15 protein-coding genes and 1 pseudogene are annotated in these 15916 nt (G+C 70.0%); 5 read left to right on the forward strand and 11 right to left on the reverse strand.

What is annotated here, in order from left to right; translation table 11 throughout:
* Nucleotides 1-16 precede the first annotated feature (16 nt).
* Nucleotides 17-469: a papain-like cysteine protease family protein gene (locus PUR53_RS48295; RefSeq protein WP_443078057.1), complete on the reverse strand. Its 453-nt coding sequence runs from the start codon at nt 467-469 to the stop codon at nt 17-19.
* Between PUR53_RS48295 and PUR53_RS48300 the strand changes: the two genes are divergently transcribed.
* Together PUR53_RS48300 and PUR53_RS27425 are read left to right on the forward strand one after the other, a co-directional pair.
* Nucleotides 456-848 (forward strand): hypothetical protein, encoded by a 393-nt coding sequence (locus tag PUR53_RS48300; RefSeq protein ID WP_443080367.1) that lies wholly within the window; start codon nt 456-458, stop codon nt 846-848. The genes PUR53_RS48295 and PUR53_RS48300 overlap by 14 nt on opposite strands.
* 152 nt (nt 849-1000) lie before the next feature.
* Nucleotides 1001-2599, forward strand: a complete 1599-nt coding sequence (locus PUR53_RS27425; RefSeq protein ID WP_329909983.1) for an alpha/beta fold hydrolase — start codon at nt 1001-1003, stop codon at nt 2597-2599.
* Nucleotides 2600-2754: 155 nt separating this feature from the next.
* On the opposite strand, the gene PUR53_RS27430 is transcribed toward PUR53_RS27425, so the two are convergent.
* Together PUR53_RS27430 and PUR53_RS27435 are read right to left on the reverse strand one after the other, a co-directional pair.
* Nucleotides 2755-3498, reverse strand: coding sequence for an amino acid ABC transporter ATP-binding protein (locus PUR53_RS27430; RefSeq protein WP_329895809.1), 744 nt, complete (start codon nt 3496-3498; stop codon nt 2755-2757).
* Between the two features lie 149 nt (nt 3499-3647).
* Complete coding sequence (locus tag PUR53_RS27435; RefSeq protein WP_329895810.1) at nt 3648-4097, reverse strand: DUF6278 family protein; 450 nt, start codon at nt 4095-4097, stop codon at nt 3648-3650.
* Nucleotides 4098-4366: 269 nt separating this feature from the next.
* Between PUR53_RS27435 and PUR53_RS27440 the strand changes: the two genes are divergently transcribed.
* Complete coding sequence (locus tag PUR53_RS27440) at nt 4367-6136, forward strand: SGNH/GDSL hydrolase family protein (protein WP_443078061.1); 1770 nt, start codon at nt 4367-4369, stop codon at nt 6134-6136.
* 64 nt (nt 6137-6200) lie between these two features.
* On the opposite strand, the gene PUR53_RS27445 is transcribed toward PUR53_RS27440, so the two are convergent.
* The 4 genes from PUR53_RS27445 to PUR53_RS27460 form a co-directional block, all read right to left on the reverse strand.
* Nucleotides 6201-6980, reverse strand: a complete 780-nt coding sequence (locus tag PUR53_RS27445; RefSeq protein ID WP_319101424.1) for an exodeoxyribonuclease III — start codon at nt 6978-6980, stop codon at nt 6201-6203.
* Nucleotides 6981-7040: 60 nt separating this feature from the next.
* Entirely contained in the window at nt 7041-7676 is a 636-nt protein-coding gene (locus PUR53_RS27450; RefSeq protein WP_329910024.1) for an MBL fold metallo-hydrolase, read from the reverse strand.
* Between the two features lie 70 nt (nt 7677-7746).
* Nucleotides 7747-9045, reverse strand: coding sequence for a bifunctional 3-oxoadipate enol-lactonase/4-carboxymuconolactone decarboxylase PcaDC (pcaDC, locus tag PUR53_RS27455; protein ID WP_329895811.1), 1299 nt, complete (start codon nt 9043-9045; stop codon nt 7747-7749).
* 223 nt (nt 9046-9268) lie between these two features.
* Entirely contained in the window at nt 9269-9757 is a 489-nt protein-coding gene (locus PUR53_RS27460; RefSeq protein WP_329895812.1) for a GNAT family N-acetyltransferase, read from the reverse strand.
* Between the two features lie 174 nt (nt 9758-9931).
* Here PUR53_RS27460 and PUR53_RS27465 point away from each other — a divergent pair, with 174 nt between their 5' ends.
* Nucleotides 9932-11617 carry a ribonuclease J gene (locus PUR53_RS27465; RefSeq protein WP_329909985.1) on the forward strand — a complete coding sequence of 562 codons (1686 nt, stop codon included), beginning with the start codon at nt 9932-9934 and terminating at the stop codon, nt 11615-11617.
* Between the two features lie 1105 nt (nt 11618-12722).
* Here PUR53_RS27465 and PUR53_RS27470 read toward each other — a convergent pair.
* Both PUR53_RS27470 and PUR53_RS27475 read right to left on the reverse strand, forming a co-directional pair.
* A complete protein-coding gene (locus tag PUR53_RS27470) occupies nt 12723-12926 on the reverse strand; it encodes a cold-shock protein (RefSeq protein ID WP_329895814.1) in 204 nt (67 codons plus the stop codon).
* Between the two features lie 243 nt (nt 12927-13169).
* Nucleotides 13170-13508 (reverse strand): MerR family transcriptional regulator, encoded by a 339-nt coding sequence (locus tag PUR53_RS27475; protein WP_329895815.1) that lies wholly within the window; start codon nt 13506-13508, stop codon nt 13170-13172.
* A gap of 1249 nt (nt 13509-14757) precedes the next feature.
* Between PUR53_RS27475 and PUR53_RS27480 the strand changes: the two are divergent.
* Nucleotides 14758-15073: pseudogene (locus PUR53_RS27480) on the forward strand (hypothetical protein).
* A gap of 73 nt (nt 15074-15146) precedes the next feature.
* On the opposite strand, the gene PUR53_RS27485 reads toward PUR53_RS27480, so the two are convergent.
* Complete coding sequence (locus PUR53_RS27485; protein WP_329909987.1) at nt 15147-15455, reverse strand: SCO5918 family protein; 309 nt, start codon at nt 15453-15455, stop codon at nt 15147-15149.
* A gap of 50 nt (nt 15456-15505) precedes the next feature.
* Nucleotides 15506-15910 (reverse strand): CBS domain-containing protein, encoded by a 405-nt coding sequence (locus tag PUR53_RS27490; RefSeq protein ID WP_329895817.1) that lies wholly within the window; start codon nt 15908-15910, stop codon nt 15506-15508.
* Between the last annotated feature and the right edge of the window lie 6 nt (nt 15911-15916).

Here is a 15916-nt window from a genome sequence, read left to right on the forward strand (position 1 = left end):
GGTTGCCATGGTCCCGTCAGGAGGCGCTCCGGGGCTCCGAACCGGACATGGATTCGAGCACTGTTCGACGGTGCCCGCTACCATGCGCGGCCATGAATGACGACGTGCGCAATATCATCCTCGGTGTGATCGCGGCCGGGCTCAGTGCCTCGCTGGGCTGGTTCTTCCGGACGTACCTGTGGAAGCGGAAGCTCCGGCGGAAGCAGGCGTTCTTCGGGTTGCCCGACAATTCCGAGTCCTTGCTGGTGGTCAGCCGCGATCCGTCGACCGCGAATCTGGCGGTGCACCGCTTCGACGTGTTCGCCCTGCTGGAGCTCTCCGCGCTGATCAAGGACTGTGGCGCGTACGCCCAGATCATCACCCAGGACGCCGCCCAGCAGGGATTCGGCGAGCGCACCGAGTTCTGCGTGGGCGGGCCCGGCTCCAACCGCCGCATGGCCGCCCATATCGCGGCCATGCTGCCGGGCATTCATTTCAACCTCGACCCGGAACCCGGTCCCGACCGGGCCGCCCTGCACATCGGCAGCGAGCGCTATCGACTGGACCCCGGCATCACCGAGCACGTGATCCTGGCCCGGCTCACCACAGGCCAACCGGACCAGGCTCGTCCGGTCTTCCTCTTCTGCGGCCAGCGCGCCATCACCAATCAGGCCGCCACCCGCTACCTCGCCCGAAACCACGAGCGCTTGCACCGCAAGTACGGCACGGGCTCGTTCGTCCTTCTGCTGAAGGTCGTCAACTCGCAGGCCTACGGCCCCGATGTGGTCGAACTCGTATCGGACGTCACCCGCGCGGCCCAGGCCCCGGCACCGTCGGCGCCGGCCCAGATCTCGCACCGCGCCTCGTAGCCCCCGGCCGAACAGTCCACGATTGAACAGTCCCCCACCGAACAGTTCACGGCCGAACGTTACCGTCACGTAACTTACCGAGGAGTTACTTCCGGTAAGGACGTCCGGTTACCGTCGGGTCACTTTGCACTTACACGAGTGAGGAGCGACCCGTGAGACACCCGCACGGCACCACATCGCGTACGACCAGGACGCTGCGGACGAGCGCCGTGGGCGCCGTCTCGGCCACCCTGATCGCCGGTACGGCCCTCGGTCTCGCCCCCGCCGCCCAGGCGGCGTCCGGTTCCACCGCCGCCCCCACCACCCGCTTCGTCGACATCAAGGGCGAGGGCGGGACCGTCCTCAAGGCCAATGTGGTCGCCCCGGCCGACGCCTCCCGCGCGTACCCGCTCCTGGTCCTGCCCACGAGCTGGGGCCTCCCCCAGGTCGAGTACCTGGCCCAGGCGCGGAAACTGGCCGAGGCCGGTTATGTCGTGGTCAGCTACAACGTGCGCGGCTTCTGGGAGTCCGGCGGATACATAGAGGTCGCGGGGCCACCCGACACGGCCGACGCCTCCAAGGTCATCGACTGGGCGCTCGCCAACACCCCGGCCGACGCGGCGCACATCGGCATGGCGGGGCTGTCGTACGGGGCGGGCATCAGTCTGCTCACCGCCGCGCACGACAAGCGCGTCAAGGCGGTCGCCGCACTGAGCGGCTGGTCGGACCTGATCGACTCGATCTACGGCGGACGCACCCAGCACCTCCAGGCGGCCGCCCTGCTGGACGGCGCGGGACGGGTCACCGGCCGTCAGGGCCCCGAACTCCAGCAGATCTTCGAGGACTTCTACGCCTCGAACCTGGCCAAGGAGGGAGACATGATCGCCTGGGGGGAGAAACGTTCCCCCGAGACCTACCTCGACCAGCTCAACACCCACGGCACGGCCGTCATGCTCGCCAACGCCTGGGGCGACTCGATCTTCCCGCCCAACCAGTACGCCGACTTCTACGAGAAGCTCACCGGCCCGAAGCGGCTCCAGCTGCGCCCCGGGGACCACGCCACGACGGAGGTCACCGGCCTGTTCGGGCTGCCCAACGACGTGTGGACGGACACCCGGCGCTGGTTCGACCGCTATCTGAAGGGCACCACCAACGGCATCGACCGTGAGCAGCCTGTCCAGCTCAAGTCCCGTACGGGCGGCGCCTTCGAGGGCTATCCGGACTGGAAGTCGGTCACCGCCACCCGGAAGAAGATCGCCCTGGCGAGCGGCACCACGATCCGCGCGAACGTCGACTCGGGCGCCAACGGCGGGGTCGTCTTCCTCTCCAGCATCCTGGACCAGGTGGCCCAACTCCCGCCCGTGGCCTCGATACCGCTGCTGCCGCGCCGCTGGGCGGCCGTGTGGCAGTCGGAGAAGTACCCGACGGCGCAGGCCGTGCGCGGGACCACGAAGCTGCACACCACGGTGACGGCCACCAAGGAGAGCGGCACCCTCGTCGCCTACCTGTACGACGTGGGCCCGCTCGGCCTCGGCAAGCTGGTCAGCCACGCGCCGTACACCTTCCACGGCCAGACGCCCGGCAAGCCGTTCGGCGTGGACCTGGAGTTGCTCTCCACGGCCTACGACGTTCCGGCGGGCCACCGTCTCGCCCTGGTCGTCGACACGGTCGACCCGCTCTACATCGAGCACAACCCGACCGGCGCGCAGCTGACCTTCTCCTCGCCGCCGAACGACCCGTCGTACGTGTCGATCCCGCTGCGCGAGCAGTGATCTCCGGCTGCTGCCGGGCGGGCCTGGCCCCTGGCCACTGCGCGCCTGGCAGCAGCGTCCGATTTCGGCCGGGGGTGGCGTCCACGGCCTCGCTCACCCCAAGTGGATGAACCGCTCATCGTAGTCGAGGCCCGCGCCGGGTCCAGCGGCGGTGGTCAGTGCTTGAGGATCTTGGAGAGAAAGTCCTTGGCACGGTCGCTCTCCGGATTCGTGAAGAACGCGTCCGGAGCGCGGTCCTCGACGATGCGGCCGTCCGCCATGAAGACGACACGGTTGGCGGCGGAGCGGGCGAATCCCATCTCATGGGTGACGACGACCATGGTCATGCCCTCGCGCGCCAACTGCTGCATCACTTCGAGGACTTCGTTGATCATCTCCGGGTCGAGGGCCGAGGTGGGCTCGTCGAACAGGATGACCTTGGGGTCCATGGCGAGGGCGCGGGCGATGGCCACCCGCTGCTGCTGGCCTCCGGAGAGCTGGGCCGGGTACTTCGGCGCCTGGTCGGCGAGGCCGACCCGGTCCAGGAGTTCACGGGAGCGCCGGTCGGCGTCGTCCTTCTTCCGTTTGCGGACCTTGATCTGACCGAGCGACACGTTCTGCAGGACGGTCTTGTGCGCGAAGAGGTTGAAGGACTGGAAGACCATGCCGACGTCCGCGCGGAGCGCCGCGAGGGCCTTGCCCTCGCTCGGCAGCGGCTGCCCGTCGATCCGGATCGTGCCGGAGCGGATGGGCTCCAGCCGGTTGATCGCCCGGCACAGCGTCGATTTCCCCGACCCCGACGGACCGATGACGACGACCACCTCCCCCTTGCCGACGGTGAGATCGATGTCCTGGAGGACATGCAACTCGCCGAAGTACTTGTTCACGTCGTGCATCTCGATCAGCGGATCGACCGCCATGCCCAGCCCGCCCTACTCGCCCTCGACCGTGTGGTGTCGCCGGTGCCGCAAACTATCCGGACGGAGGGGACCTCAGGACGCGACACGCACTCGCGCTGATTAGCCGTATTGTCGGGAAGCGACCGCGCCGAGGCGTGCGCGCCGGGTCGTCACTGCTCGGCAACCTCGGCATAGAGCTGGGAGAGTTCCGGTGCGCCACTGGCGGCCCACGCCTGGCCGGCCTCGACCACGTCGATCTCACGGCCGGAGTCCAGCCGCACCACGGGCTGGCCGTTGGGCCAGATCTCCCAGCGGGCGCCCGGGACGGTCCGTACGAGGACCGTGCCCAGGTAGAGCCCCGCGTCGTTCCCGAGCCAGGCCGCGGTCTCCTCGTCGTCGCGCCAGCGCGGGACGAGCTGATCGATCGCCTCCAACGAGGTGGCGGAGTCGTCGAGTTCGACGCCGGCCTGGGCGGCCTGGGCGCGCAGCAGTTCGCATTCGGAGAGGAGTTCGGCGAGTCCCTCGTGACCTTCGTCGTCACCGTCGCCCCCGGTGAACACCGCGACCCCGAACGCGGGGTCACGCCTCTTGCGCCAGTTGCCCAGGAAAGAGATGTTCATGCGCTCAGCGTGTCATCCGCCTCACCTTTCGCACCACAGGCGCGCGGAAACCGCTTGTTCGCCGGGAGTTCGGCCGTGGTTCCCGCCTGCCTCGTTGACGGGTCCCTGACGCCTCTTTAGCTTCATGACACGCCTGTCGTCACGGCGCATGCGGTCACGACGCATCTGTCCGTCATGACACATCCGTCGTCTCGTCGTTGTACCGGTGCCGTGCCGCGTACGTCGGCATCGTCGCCCTCGTGGTGTCCAGCGAGCAGAAGGGATCGCGCGTGCGCCGACGCGTCTGGAGAACGGCCGTCGTCCTGGCACTTCTGGCGGTGGCCGCACCCGCCGCCACCGCTCGGGCCGACGCCCGCCCGGCGGCCGAACCGGCGCCGCTGGAACACCTCTTCGACAACAGAGCCGTCAGCGACGACGCACGGCCCACCGAGGCCGACTTCGACGGCTCCGGCGCCTCCCTCTCCGCCACCGACCTGACGGCCGCCGGATGGACGCCCGGGCGCACGCTGACCGTTCAGGGCGCGCGCCTGACCTGGCCGCGCCGCGCGGCGGGCGAGCCCGACAACGTGCGCGCCGCCGGCCAGTCCGTGCGCGTACGGGGCCGGGGCGACGCCCTCGCCTTCCTGGTCGCCGGCACGGGCGGCGCGGAAGCGACCGGCGGCGGGGAGGTCCGCTACCGGGGCGGTACCCGCTCGCCGTACCGGCTGGACGCCCCCGACTGGCGTACCGGCCCGCTCGCCACCAAGGCCGTGGCCCTCCCCCATGTGAACACCCCGGGTGGTCAACTCACCGAGAAGGCACGGCTGTACGTCGTCACCGTGCCGCTCGTCCGGGGTCGCGAGGTCGCCTCGGTGACCCTGCCGCGCAACTCCGACCTGCATGTGTTCGCCCTGGCGGTGCGCCCCGACTCGGCGGCGTGGACCGGTGGTTGGGCCGCCTCCACGTCCGGCTATCCGGCCGTCGGCCCGTGGACGGACCGGACCCTGCGGCTCGTGGTCCACACCTCGGTGGGCGGGCCCCGGGTGCGCATCCGGCTCGACAACACCTTCGCCTCGGCGCCGGTACGGGTGGGCAGCGCGACGGTGGCGCTGCGGGCGACGGGCGCGAGCGCCCGGAGTGCGCCGGTGCCCCTGTCGTTCCGGGGCGCGGCCGGCACCGACATCCCGGCCGGCGCGCAGGCGTTCAGTGATCCGCTGGGCTTCGAGGTGCCGCCCGGCACGGACCTGCTGGTGAGCTTCCACCTGCCCGGCACGGTGACGGCCGCCCCCGTGCACCGGCTGGCCCGGCAGACGTCGTACGTCAGCGAGCCGGGCGACCACGCGGCGGACGGCTCGGGTGCGGCATACACCTCCACGATCTCGACCTGGCCGCTGCTGACCGGGGTGGACGTGGGCGGCGGGCCGGGCTCGGTCGTGCTCCTCGGGGACTCGATCACCGACGGGGAGGCGACGACGGTCGACGCGAACCGGCGGTGGCCGGACGCGCTGGCCCGGCGGCTGCTGAGCCAGGACGAGGTCCCGCACTACGGCGTCCTCAACCAGGGGATCTCGGCGAACCGGGTGGTCGCCGACCGCTACCCCGGTGACGGTGTCTCCACCGACACGGGCGGCGTGAGCGCCCTGCACCGCTTCGACCGCGATGTCCTCGCCCAGACCTCCGCCCGTACCGTCGTCGTCTTCCAGGGCGTCAACGACGTCCGCTGGGGTGCCACGGCGGGCGAGGTCGTCGCCGGGCTGCGGGAGATCGCGGCCCGGGGGCACGAACGGGGCCTGCGCGTGCTCGTGGCGACCGTGGCGCCCTGTGAGGGCGAGGCACGCTGCACGGCCGCCGTCGACGCCCAGCGGGTCGCGGTGAACGAGTGGATCCGGGGCGGTGAGGCGGGCGAGGTGTTCGACGGGGTCCTCGACTTCGACGAGGTGCTGCGTGACCCGGCGCGTCCGGCCAGGCTGCTCCCCGCGTACGACACCGGGGACCACCTGCACCCGAACGAGGCGGGGCTGGCGGCACTCGCCGACTCGGTCGACCTCGGCCTGCTGTGACGGCCCGCGCGGCCTGGGGGCGGTTCGGCGGTCCCGTGCGAGGCCGCCGAGCCGGCCCCAGGGCTCAGACCTCCAGGTCCACCACGACCGGCGCGTGGTCGGAGGCGCCCTTGCCCTTGCGCTCCTCCCGGTCCACGTACGCGTCGGTGACCGCCTTGGCGAACGGCTCGTTGCCGTAGACGAGGTCGATGCGCATGCCCCGGTTCTTCGGGAAGCAGAGCTGGCGGTAGTCCCAGTACGTGAAGGGGTGCTCGTACTTCAGGGGCCGGGGGACGACGTCGGAGAGGCCCGCCTCGCGGAGGGAGGCCAGGGCGGCGCGCTCGGCGGGGGTGACGTGGGTGAGGCCCTCGAACGCGGCGACGTCGTACACGTCGTCGTCGGTCGGCGCCACGTTGTAGTCGCCCATGACGGCGAAGGGGCGGCTGCCGGCCGCGTCACCGGCGACGGCGGCCTTGAGGGCCTCGAACCACTGGAGCTTGTACGCGTAGTGCGGGTGGTCGACCTCGCGGCCGTTCGGCACGTACACCGACCAGACGCGGACCGGGCCGCAGGTCGCGGAGATCGCGCGGGGCTCCACGGAGCCGTCGTAGCCGGGATCGCCGGGCAGGCCCTTGACGACGTCCTCGATGCCGACGCGGGAGATCACCGCCACGCCGTTCCACCGCCCCGTGGCGTGCACGGCGGCCTCGTAGCCCGCCTCGCGCAGGGCGTCGAGCGGGAAGCCGTCCTCGGCGATCTTGGCCTCCTGGAGGCAGAGCACGTCGGTGCCGCTGCTCTCCAGCCAGGCGAGGAGCCTCGGGAGGCGGGCGGTGATCGAGTTCACGTTCCAGGTCGCGATGCGCATGCCCCACAACCTACCGGGCGGGTATGACAACGCCCTTCCCGCCCGGTGAGGTGCCCGCGCTCAGACGTCCGCCGAGGCACCGGGCGCCAGCCGCAGGTGCTCCGCACCGCCCAGGGCGCCGATCTGGCGGTCGTAGATGGGGCGGGCGAGGTCGGTGAGGAGGGCGTCGTGGATGTCGTACGCGCGCTGCGGCGCGACCTCGCGGACGTAGTCGATGACCTCGGAGATCTTGCTCCAGGGGGCCATGACGGGGAGCATCAGCGTCTCGACGGGGTGGTCGGGGACGGTGAGGGCGTCGCCGGGGTGGAAGACGCGGCCGCCGTCGACGAGGTAGCCGACGTTGGTGATGCGCGGGATGTCCGGGTGGATCACGGCGTGGAGTTCGCCGTGGACCTGCACGTCGAAGCCGGCGGCGGTGAACGTGTCACCGTGGCCGACCGTGTGCACCCGGCCCGGGAAGGCGGCGGAGATCTTCTCGGCGACCGAGCGCAGGGTCCAGATCTCGGCGGCCGGATCGCCCTCCAGGGCCGCCCGCAGCCGTCCCTCGTCGAAGTGGTCGGGGTGCTCGTGCGTGACCAGCACGGCGTCCGCGCCGAGCGCGGCGTCCTCCTCGCTGAACCCGCCCGGGTCGATGACGAGCGTGCGCCCGTCCTTCTCCAGCCGGACGCAGGCGTGCGACTTCTTCGTGAGCTTCATGGTCATGGATCCATCCTGCCCGGGCGGGAGGTGCCGGGCCCACCGCGCGCGGTCGGCACCCCGACCGCGCTCACTCCTCCGGGGTGGTCTCCTCGCGGATGACCTGCTGGGCCACACGGAACGCGCTGTTCGCGGCCGGCACCCCGCAGTAGACGGCCGCCTGGAGGAGGACTTCCTTGATCTCGTTCGGCGTGAGGCCGTTGCGGAGGGCGGCGCGGGTGTGGAAGGCGAGCTCGTCCAGGTGCCCGCCGGCGACGAGCGCGGTCAGGGTGACACAGCTGCGGGAACGGCGGTCGAGGCCGGGCCGGTCCCAGATCTCGCCCCAGGCGTAGCGGGTGATGAACTCCTGGAAGTCGCCGGAGAAGTCGTCCGCCGACGCCAGCGCCCGGTCCACGTGCGCGTCGCCGAGTACCTCGCGGCGGACCTTGAGGCCGGCGTCGTACGGGTCCGGTCTGCCCATGGCCTCCGGCTGGACGGCGGCCGGGGCGATCTCGGCGACCGGACCGGTCTGCGGCTGGACGGCGGCGAGGGCCGGCTTGACCGGGGCCGCCGGGATGGCGACCTGCCCGGTGGCGGAGTCGTAGGCGGGCTGCCAGGCGGTGGAGAAGTGGCGGACGAGCAGGTCGGTGACGGCGGCGGGCTGCTCGACCGGGACGAGGTGGGAGGCGCCGGGGACGACCGCGAGCCGGGCGTCCGGGATGCCCGCGACGAGCGTACGGGCCTCGGCGGGGCCGGTGACCTGGTCGTCGGAGCCGACGAGGACGAGGGTGGGGACGCCGATCCGGCCGAGTTCGGTGCGCACGTCGAACGAGGCGAGCGCCTCGCAGGCGGCGATGTAGCAGCCGGGATCGGTGGTGCGGACCATCTGCACGGCCCACTCGGTGATCGCGGGCTGCGCCGCCGCGAACCCCGCGGTGAACCAGCGGTCCGGGGACGTCCGGGCGATGGGGTCGAGGCCGTTGGTCCGCACGATCACCCCGCGCTGGCGGAACTCGTCGGCCGTACCGAAGCGGGGCGAGGCGGCGATCAGCGCGAGCGAGGCGAGCCGTTCGGGGTGGCGCAGCGCGAGTTCGACCCCGATGGCGCCGCCGAACGCGCAGCCCGCGTAGCCGAAGCGCTGCACACCGACGGCGTCGAGCGTGGCCAGCAGGCGGGAGGCCAGTTCGGTGACCGAGCCACCGGGGTACGCCGGCGCGCCGCCGTGGCCCGGCAGATCGAAGCGGAAGACCCGCCACTGCTTGGTCAGTTCGGGGATCTGACGGTCCCACATGTGCCAGGTGGTGCCCAGGGAGGGGCCCAGGATCAGAACAGGGGCGTCTTCCGGGCCGTCGAAGCGGTATTGCAGGGTGTTCGGTGGTGTCTCGCTCACCCGTCAGACCCTCTCACGTATCACGAACTCGCACACAGCTCGGGGAACCCGACGGCTCGTGCCTCTCCAGGCTCCACAAAGCCTAGAGGGCCGCCCCCGAGGATCGGCATGCCGCACCTGGAAGCGCTCCGGAATCTCACCGACCGGCGACGTGAACACCACACGGTGGACAAGGTGTGTCGCCACGCGTGAGAAGTCGTGTCCTGCGAACCGGCACACCGCGTCATGCCGAGGGAATGCGGAACTCGAATTCGGGACGGTCCCACGGCACGGCGGGTGGGGTCGCGAGCGCGGTCCCGGTCCGCACCGCACCGACGCGGTGGTAGAAGTCCTCGGCGGGAAGATGCGACACGACCTTGACACGGTCGAGCCCGGCGGCACGGGCCTCGGACTGCATGTGCGCAACGAGCAGTCGTCCAATACCCCGTCCTTGCGCTTCGTCGGCGACGAACAACAGATCGAGTTCCGGTGGAGCGAGGACGAGCGAGTAGAACCCGAGGACTCGGCCTCCATGCTCGTCGGCGCCGACGGCCACGAAGGCGCGGTGGGCCTCGATGTAATCAGGACCGACCCGGTAGCCCGCGACTGCGGCCGCGTACTTACCCTCGTAGGCGCCTGAGCCGCGCACGAGACGCGTGAGCCGTTTGGCATCCCGCGCGACGGCCCTCCGTATCGTGATCGGCCGGCTGATCGGGGAAGTGCGTGAACTCATCGGGAGAGTATGTCGCACCGATGTCCCGTGAGGCCGTTCCTCGGCGGGGCTTCCCGTCTCACCCGCTGTCACAGGTCGTCCCGGGGCATCCGCTGCGCGTGTCCCGCTCCGTCGGGCGAAGAGATCACGCGGGCGATGGATCACCTAGTTCCGCTCTCCGGGTAACGTCGGGGTATGAGTCATCCGCACCCTGAACTGAAAGCCGCTCCGCCCCTTCCCGCAGGAGGCTTGCGGGTCGTCGCCCTGGGCGGCCTGGGTGAGATCGGCCGCAACATGACCGTGTTCGAATACGCCGGCAAGCTGCTCATCGTCGACTGCGGCGTGCTGTTCCCCGAGGAGACCCAGCCCGGTGTGGACGTGATCCTGCCGGACTTCACCTCGATCCGGGACCGGCTGGACGACATCGTGGCCGTCGTACTCACCCACGGCCACGAGGATCACATCGGCGGCGTGCCGTACCTGCTGCGCGAGCGGTCCGACATTCCCGTCGTCGGCTCCAAGCTGACGCTGGCGTTCCTGGAGGCCAAGCTCAAGGAGCACGGCATCCGGCCACGCACGGTGCGGGTACGGGAGGGCGACCGGCGCGGCTTCGGGCCCTTCGACCTCGAGTTCGTGGCGGTCAACCACTCCATCCCCGACAGCCTCGCCGTCGCCATCCGCACCGGCGCCGGCATGGTGCTGCACACCGGCGACTTCAAGATGGACCAGTTCCCCCTCGACGACCGCATCACCGACCTGCGCGCCTTCGCCCGCCTCGGCGAGGAGGGCGTGGACCTTTTCCTCACCGACTCCACCAACGCCGAGGTGCCCGGATTCACCACCTCCGAGCGTGAGCTGAACCCGGCGATCGAACAGGTGATGCGCACCGCGCCGCGCCGCGTCATCGTCTCCAGCTTCGCCAGCCACGTGCACCGCATCCAGCAGGTCCTGGACGCCGCCCACCAGCACGGCCGCAAGGTCGCCTTCGTCGGTCGGTCCATGGTCCGCAACATGGGCATCGCCCGTGACCTGGGCTATCTGAAGGTCCCGTCCGGTCTGGTCGTGAGCACGAAGGAGCTGGAGAAGCTTCCGGACCACAAGATCACTCTGGTGTGCACCGGCTCCCAGGGCGAACCGATGGCCGCGCTGTCACGGATGGCCACCCGCGACCACCAGATCCGCATCGGCAAGGGCGACACCGTCCTGCTCGCCAGTTCCCTCATCCCCGGCAACGAGAACGCCATCTACCGGGTGATCAACGGACTGACCCGGTGGGGCGCCCACGTGGTCCACAAGGGCAACGCCAAGGTGCACGTCTCCGGGCACGCCAGCGCCGGCGAACTCGTCTACTGCTACAACATCGTCAAACCCCGCAACGTCATGCCTGTACACGGCGAATGGCGCCACCTGCGGGCCAACGCCGACCTTGCCATCCGTACCGGCGTCGACCCCGACCGGGTCGTCATCGCCGAGGACGGCGTCGTCGTCGACCTCGTCGACGGGCACGCGTCCATCACCGGCAAGGTCCCCGCCGGCAACGTCTACGTGGACGGCATGGAAGTCGGCGGCGCCACCGAAGCGTCTCTCAAGGACCGCCTCACCCTCGCGGAGGAAGGTGTGGTCACGGTGGTGGCGATCGTCGACGCGGACACCGGCGCCCTCGCCGAAGCCCCCGACTTCCTCGCCCGCGGCTTCGTCCACGACGACACCACCTTCGAGCCGGTCATCCCCGTCATCGAAAAGACCCTGGCCACCGCGGCCGAAGAAGGCGTCGGGGACGCGCACCAGCTCGAACAACTCGTCGCCCGCGCCGTGGCGAACTGGGCGTTCCGCACCCACCGCCGCAAGCCCCTCATCATCCCCGTCATCATCGACGCCTGAGCCACAGCCCGGCAGCACGCCCTGGTCCCGGTCGCGGTTCCGCCGGCAGCGAGGCCGGGCACAGGAGTCAGCAGCCACCCCACGAGGCGGGCGTGGCAAGACAGTCCACATGATGAGTCACGGGCTGGTCCGTGGTCGTGCCGACGTAGACCGCTGCCAGGACACCGACCGTGTGCCGCGGGAGGTCGGTGTCCTGGCCCCGCCGTTCCCGGACGCTTCCACCTCGAACTCGAGGCTGCTCCGTCGCGGGTCAGCTCACTGGCAGCAATGCGGTAATGCCGCCCGGGCCGGCTCGCCAGCGTGCGAACCACAGCCCCGTTGACCTGCTGCCGATTGGGCCTGCCCAGGCCGAGTGGATCGGCCGGCCATGGAGAAGATCAGAGCTTGTGAACGGGCATCTCCGCTCGCCTACGCGCAAGGATCGCCGATGCCTCCTGAGGTCCGCCCCCACGTATCCGCCGCCCTGGCACACCAGTGGGAACATCGACTGGGTCTGGCTTCGCGTCTCGAGGCGGCCCCCTCGATGTGGAGGGCGTCGCCGGCATCGCGGTCGTCGCAGCTGCCCACTCCGACGGCTATGCGGCCACCGGCCATCTCCTCGGGCTGCCGACCGCGCTGCCTGTCCCCCACCGAGGCAGGCGAACGCCTCTGGTCGGACCTGTGGAGGTCCTCGGGCACCGCGTACCTGCTACCCGTCAACTGACTCCGCCCCAGCGCGTAGCGGCCGGGGAGGTGATCGGTCAAGCCCTCGCCGAGTCCGACCATTTGCCTGACCCAGAGGGGACGATCCGGTTGGACGGCAAGCCTTACTCGACGCCTGGATGGGCGCCTGACCGTCTGCTGCTCCACACTGCGCGAACAGAGGCGCAGGTCATGCGGCACCGAACCGGACGACGCTCGAAGCAACTGAGGTCAGGAAGTTCGGGCTGAGGTCGCACCCGCCTCCGCCTCAACAGATCAGGGGCCGCGCAGCAATGGCTGCGCGGCCCCTGATCCTGTGCACGCCCGGCACTAGAGCAAGCGCCTCGCCCGCGGGGCGGCAAAGCCCGCACGGGCGACGCTCACCGGACGCCGTGTGCGCGATCCCTGGGTCAGGGCTGCGAGGTCAGGCCACGGTGATGTTCTCGGCCTGCGGGCCCTTCTGGCCCTGGGTGACGTCGAACGTCACGGCCTGGCCCTCCTGGAGTTCACGGAAGCCCGAGGAGTTGATCGCGGAGTAGTGCGCGAAGACGTCCGGGCCGCCGCCGTCCTGGGCGATGAAGCCGAAACCCTTCTCCGCGTTGAACCACTTCACAGTTCCCGTAGCCATGGTCATGCCTTCCAGTCGATGAACGCCTCCCGCTCCATGCGGAAGGCGGAGGTGATCGCCCTGGTCCCTGCGGCACAGCACAGCAAAACGCCCACACCAAAGGCGCGGGCAGGGGGAATTCCGAACCACGACAGCTGACACAGAACGCTACACGCCCACACGCCACGTCACCAGAGAAAACGATCACGCCGCATGCCGCGACATTGCGTGCGGTGCCCGCCGACGCCGACGGGCACGCTCATCTCATGCTGCTGCGGTCGGTTTCGCTGATTCGGTGGCACGGCGGTATTCGGCGTTGATGCGCTGGGCTTCCTCGAGCTGGTCTTCGAGGATGATGATGCGGCACGCGGCCTCGATGGGGGTGCCGTGATCGACGAGTTCCCGGGCGCGGGCGGCGATGCGCAGCTGGTAACGGGAGTAGCGGCGGTGGCCGCCTGCGGAGCGCAGTGGGGTGATGAGGCGGGCTTCGCCGATGGCACGGAGGAAGCCCTGTGTGGTGCCGAGCATCTCGGCGGCCCGGCCCATGGTGTAGGCGGGGTAGTCGTCGTCATCGAGACGGCCGAACGTGTCGTCTGCTGTCATTGCACCTCTCTGTGGAACGCGTGGAGGGGCCCTGGCGCCGTACTGGCACCAGGGCCCCGAAGGAACTGTTACACCATCGGCCAGCCCTGATACTGCACCGGCCCTCTGTTTCCACACACCCGTCCGAGATGTTGACGGGGGCGCGGGGATCGCGGTTGCTTGACCGGAGACCACCTCACTATCGATGTCCTGCGGTACCCGGGTCAAAGACTTCCACCCGGGCGATCCTGATGGCGCTCGGCTCCTCCGTTCTTCCCTCTTGATCAACTACTCACTAACGGAACTGCAAACCACTGGTGGCCTCGAACAGCGCCACTCTTCGACAGCCAGCCCCGTCGCCCGTCCTGCGTCTGCTCTGGCTTGGAACCCCACTGCCGAACCTCCCGGAGCGCGCGCCCGCAGTCGGCGCCTTCACCGAGGTACTGCCACTCACTTCACTGCTGGGTACTGCGAACCTTCACCTACTGGCACTGCTACTGCGGTACTGCTCATGGCGGCCCCTGATCACTGCGGGCCACCCGGTCCGATGGTCAGTCCCGTCACCGTCCTGCAACCGCTCTGGCTTCGGAACTCCACCATCACACCGTCCTGCGAACTACAACTGCGTGTACTACTGCCCGGCAGTTCATCTCTGCCGGGCTCGCTCGATCTCGGCTACGAGAGAAACCATAACCACACCACCCTCCAATGTCTACTGTGGCTGAGATAGATTTTTGCGTGATCGAAGATGAGGTAATCCGCCTCGACCGGGGTCCATGGGTCCCACAGCCGCGCAGCACGTCGGGCTGAGCGCGACGTCGCCGACTGCGCCGCGGCTACCGTCGGCGGGCACCGGCCCGCCGCCCCTGGGCATCTCGTGACGGAGACCAGCGGCCGGGACGGACGTTTCCATCCGTTACGCCCCGCAGGTCGTCCGGTGACGGGCCCGGCGCGAGGACTGCGCCGCCCGTAACGCTCAGGATGATTGAGCAGCTCGTGGAAGCGTGCGCGCAGGTGCCGCGTTCCGCAGGCTGACGTTCCTGCTGCCGCGTCAGTGCCCTGCCGGCGATCCGCCCCTCGTCCCGCGGCCACTCTCTCGTGCTCGCCCAGCCGGCGGCATCGCAACGGATGGGCCGCCTACTCGACCGGCGCGGCCCGCGACGTCAGCAGACCGTCGGGCCGCCGAAAACGGAGACCAGGGCAACCCTGATGAACACGATGACCGTGCCGCGCATGCGCACCCCTGACCTGAAGACCGTGAGCGCCTTCCATGTCCCTGACCGTGGTCACGGGTGGCGCTGCATCACCGGCCGGCTGGCTGCCGAAGGGGGTGGAGGCAGAGGGTGTCGGATGTGCTGGGAGATTCCGCCCACTTGGGCGAGTTCGCTGCCGTCTTCGACGCCCCCGTGAAGGAGGACGGGCCGCCCACGCATCCGCACTCCCCTGTCGCTCGGATCCTGCAGGGCACGGTGGGGATCCCGGAGACGGGCGGGATGTACCGCGTTGCGATCGAGGACGTCAGCGCCTGGAGCGTGGGCGACTTCAGCTATTTCGACCACTGGGCGACGGCGGCGGGAACCCGCTGACCAGCGGTGTGGGCCCGACCGGCGTACCGGTCGGGCCCACACCGCTGGTCAGATGTCGTGCCTGTTTACCCGGTCAGACCGTCACGGGAGGGCTGCCGAGCATCGCGGAGGCGTGCTGCAAGCCGAGGATGCCCACAGGCGCGGCCTTGGGGAGGGCGCGGCAAGTGAAGCCGAGCTGCGCCATGGCCCGGAGGACCTCGGCGGTGCTGAAGTCACGGCGGTCCTGGCGGGTGACGACCTGGCCGACCTGCTTGACGGGATAGTGGCGGCGGCCGATGGTCACGGACTCGCCGGTGACCGGTTCCGGCTTGACGCCCTTCATCGATTCCAGCACGCCACCCTTGGTGAGCTCGAAGGGGAAGCGGGCGATGACGCAGCGCATGTGGCCTCACAGGGAGAAGGGGAGAACGGTCCGACCGGGAGGTGGGCGTTTCAGCGGGAGAGGGCGAAGACGCCCAGAGCGCTGCCTTGCTCGTCGACCACCGGCAGGACACCGAGCCGGCGGGTGCGCATCGCGTGCTCGGCCTCGGCCATCGTGGTCACGGGTGAGGTGAACGAGCCGTGGTCGCCGAGGATGTCACGCAGGCGGACGCGGTCCGTGTAGTCGGAGCGGTCGCGGACGGCGACGAGTTCGGTGTGGGTGACCAGGCCGGTGCACTGGCTGTCCTGGTCGCAGACGACGAGCCGGCCCGTGCGTGCGGCGGCCATGACGGCCAACGCCACCTCGACGCTCATGTCGTCACAGACCTGCGGTCCGGCCGCGTCCATGACCTCAGCCACCGGCCTGTGCACGGGGTTGACATCGTCGGGGCGGGGCTGCGTCTGAATCAGCGTCAAAGGTGC

The organism is Streptomyces sp. SP18BB07 (genome assembly GCF_036322545.1).
GTDB lineage: Bacteria > Actinomycetota > Actinomycetes > Streptomycetales > Streptomycetaceae > Streptomyces > Streptomyces deccanensis.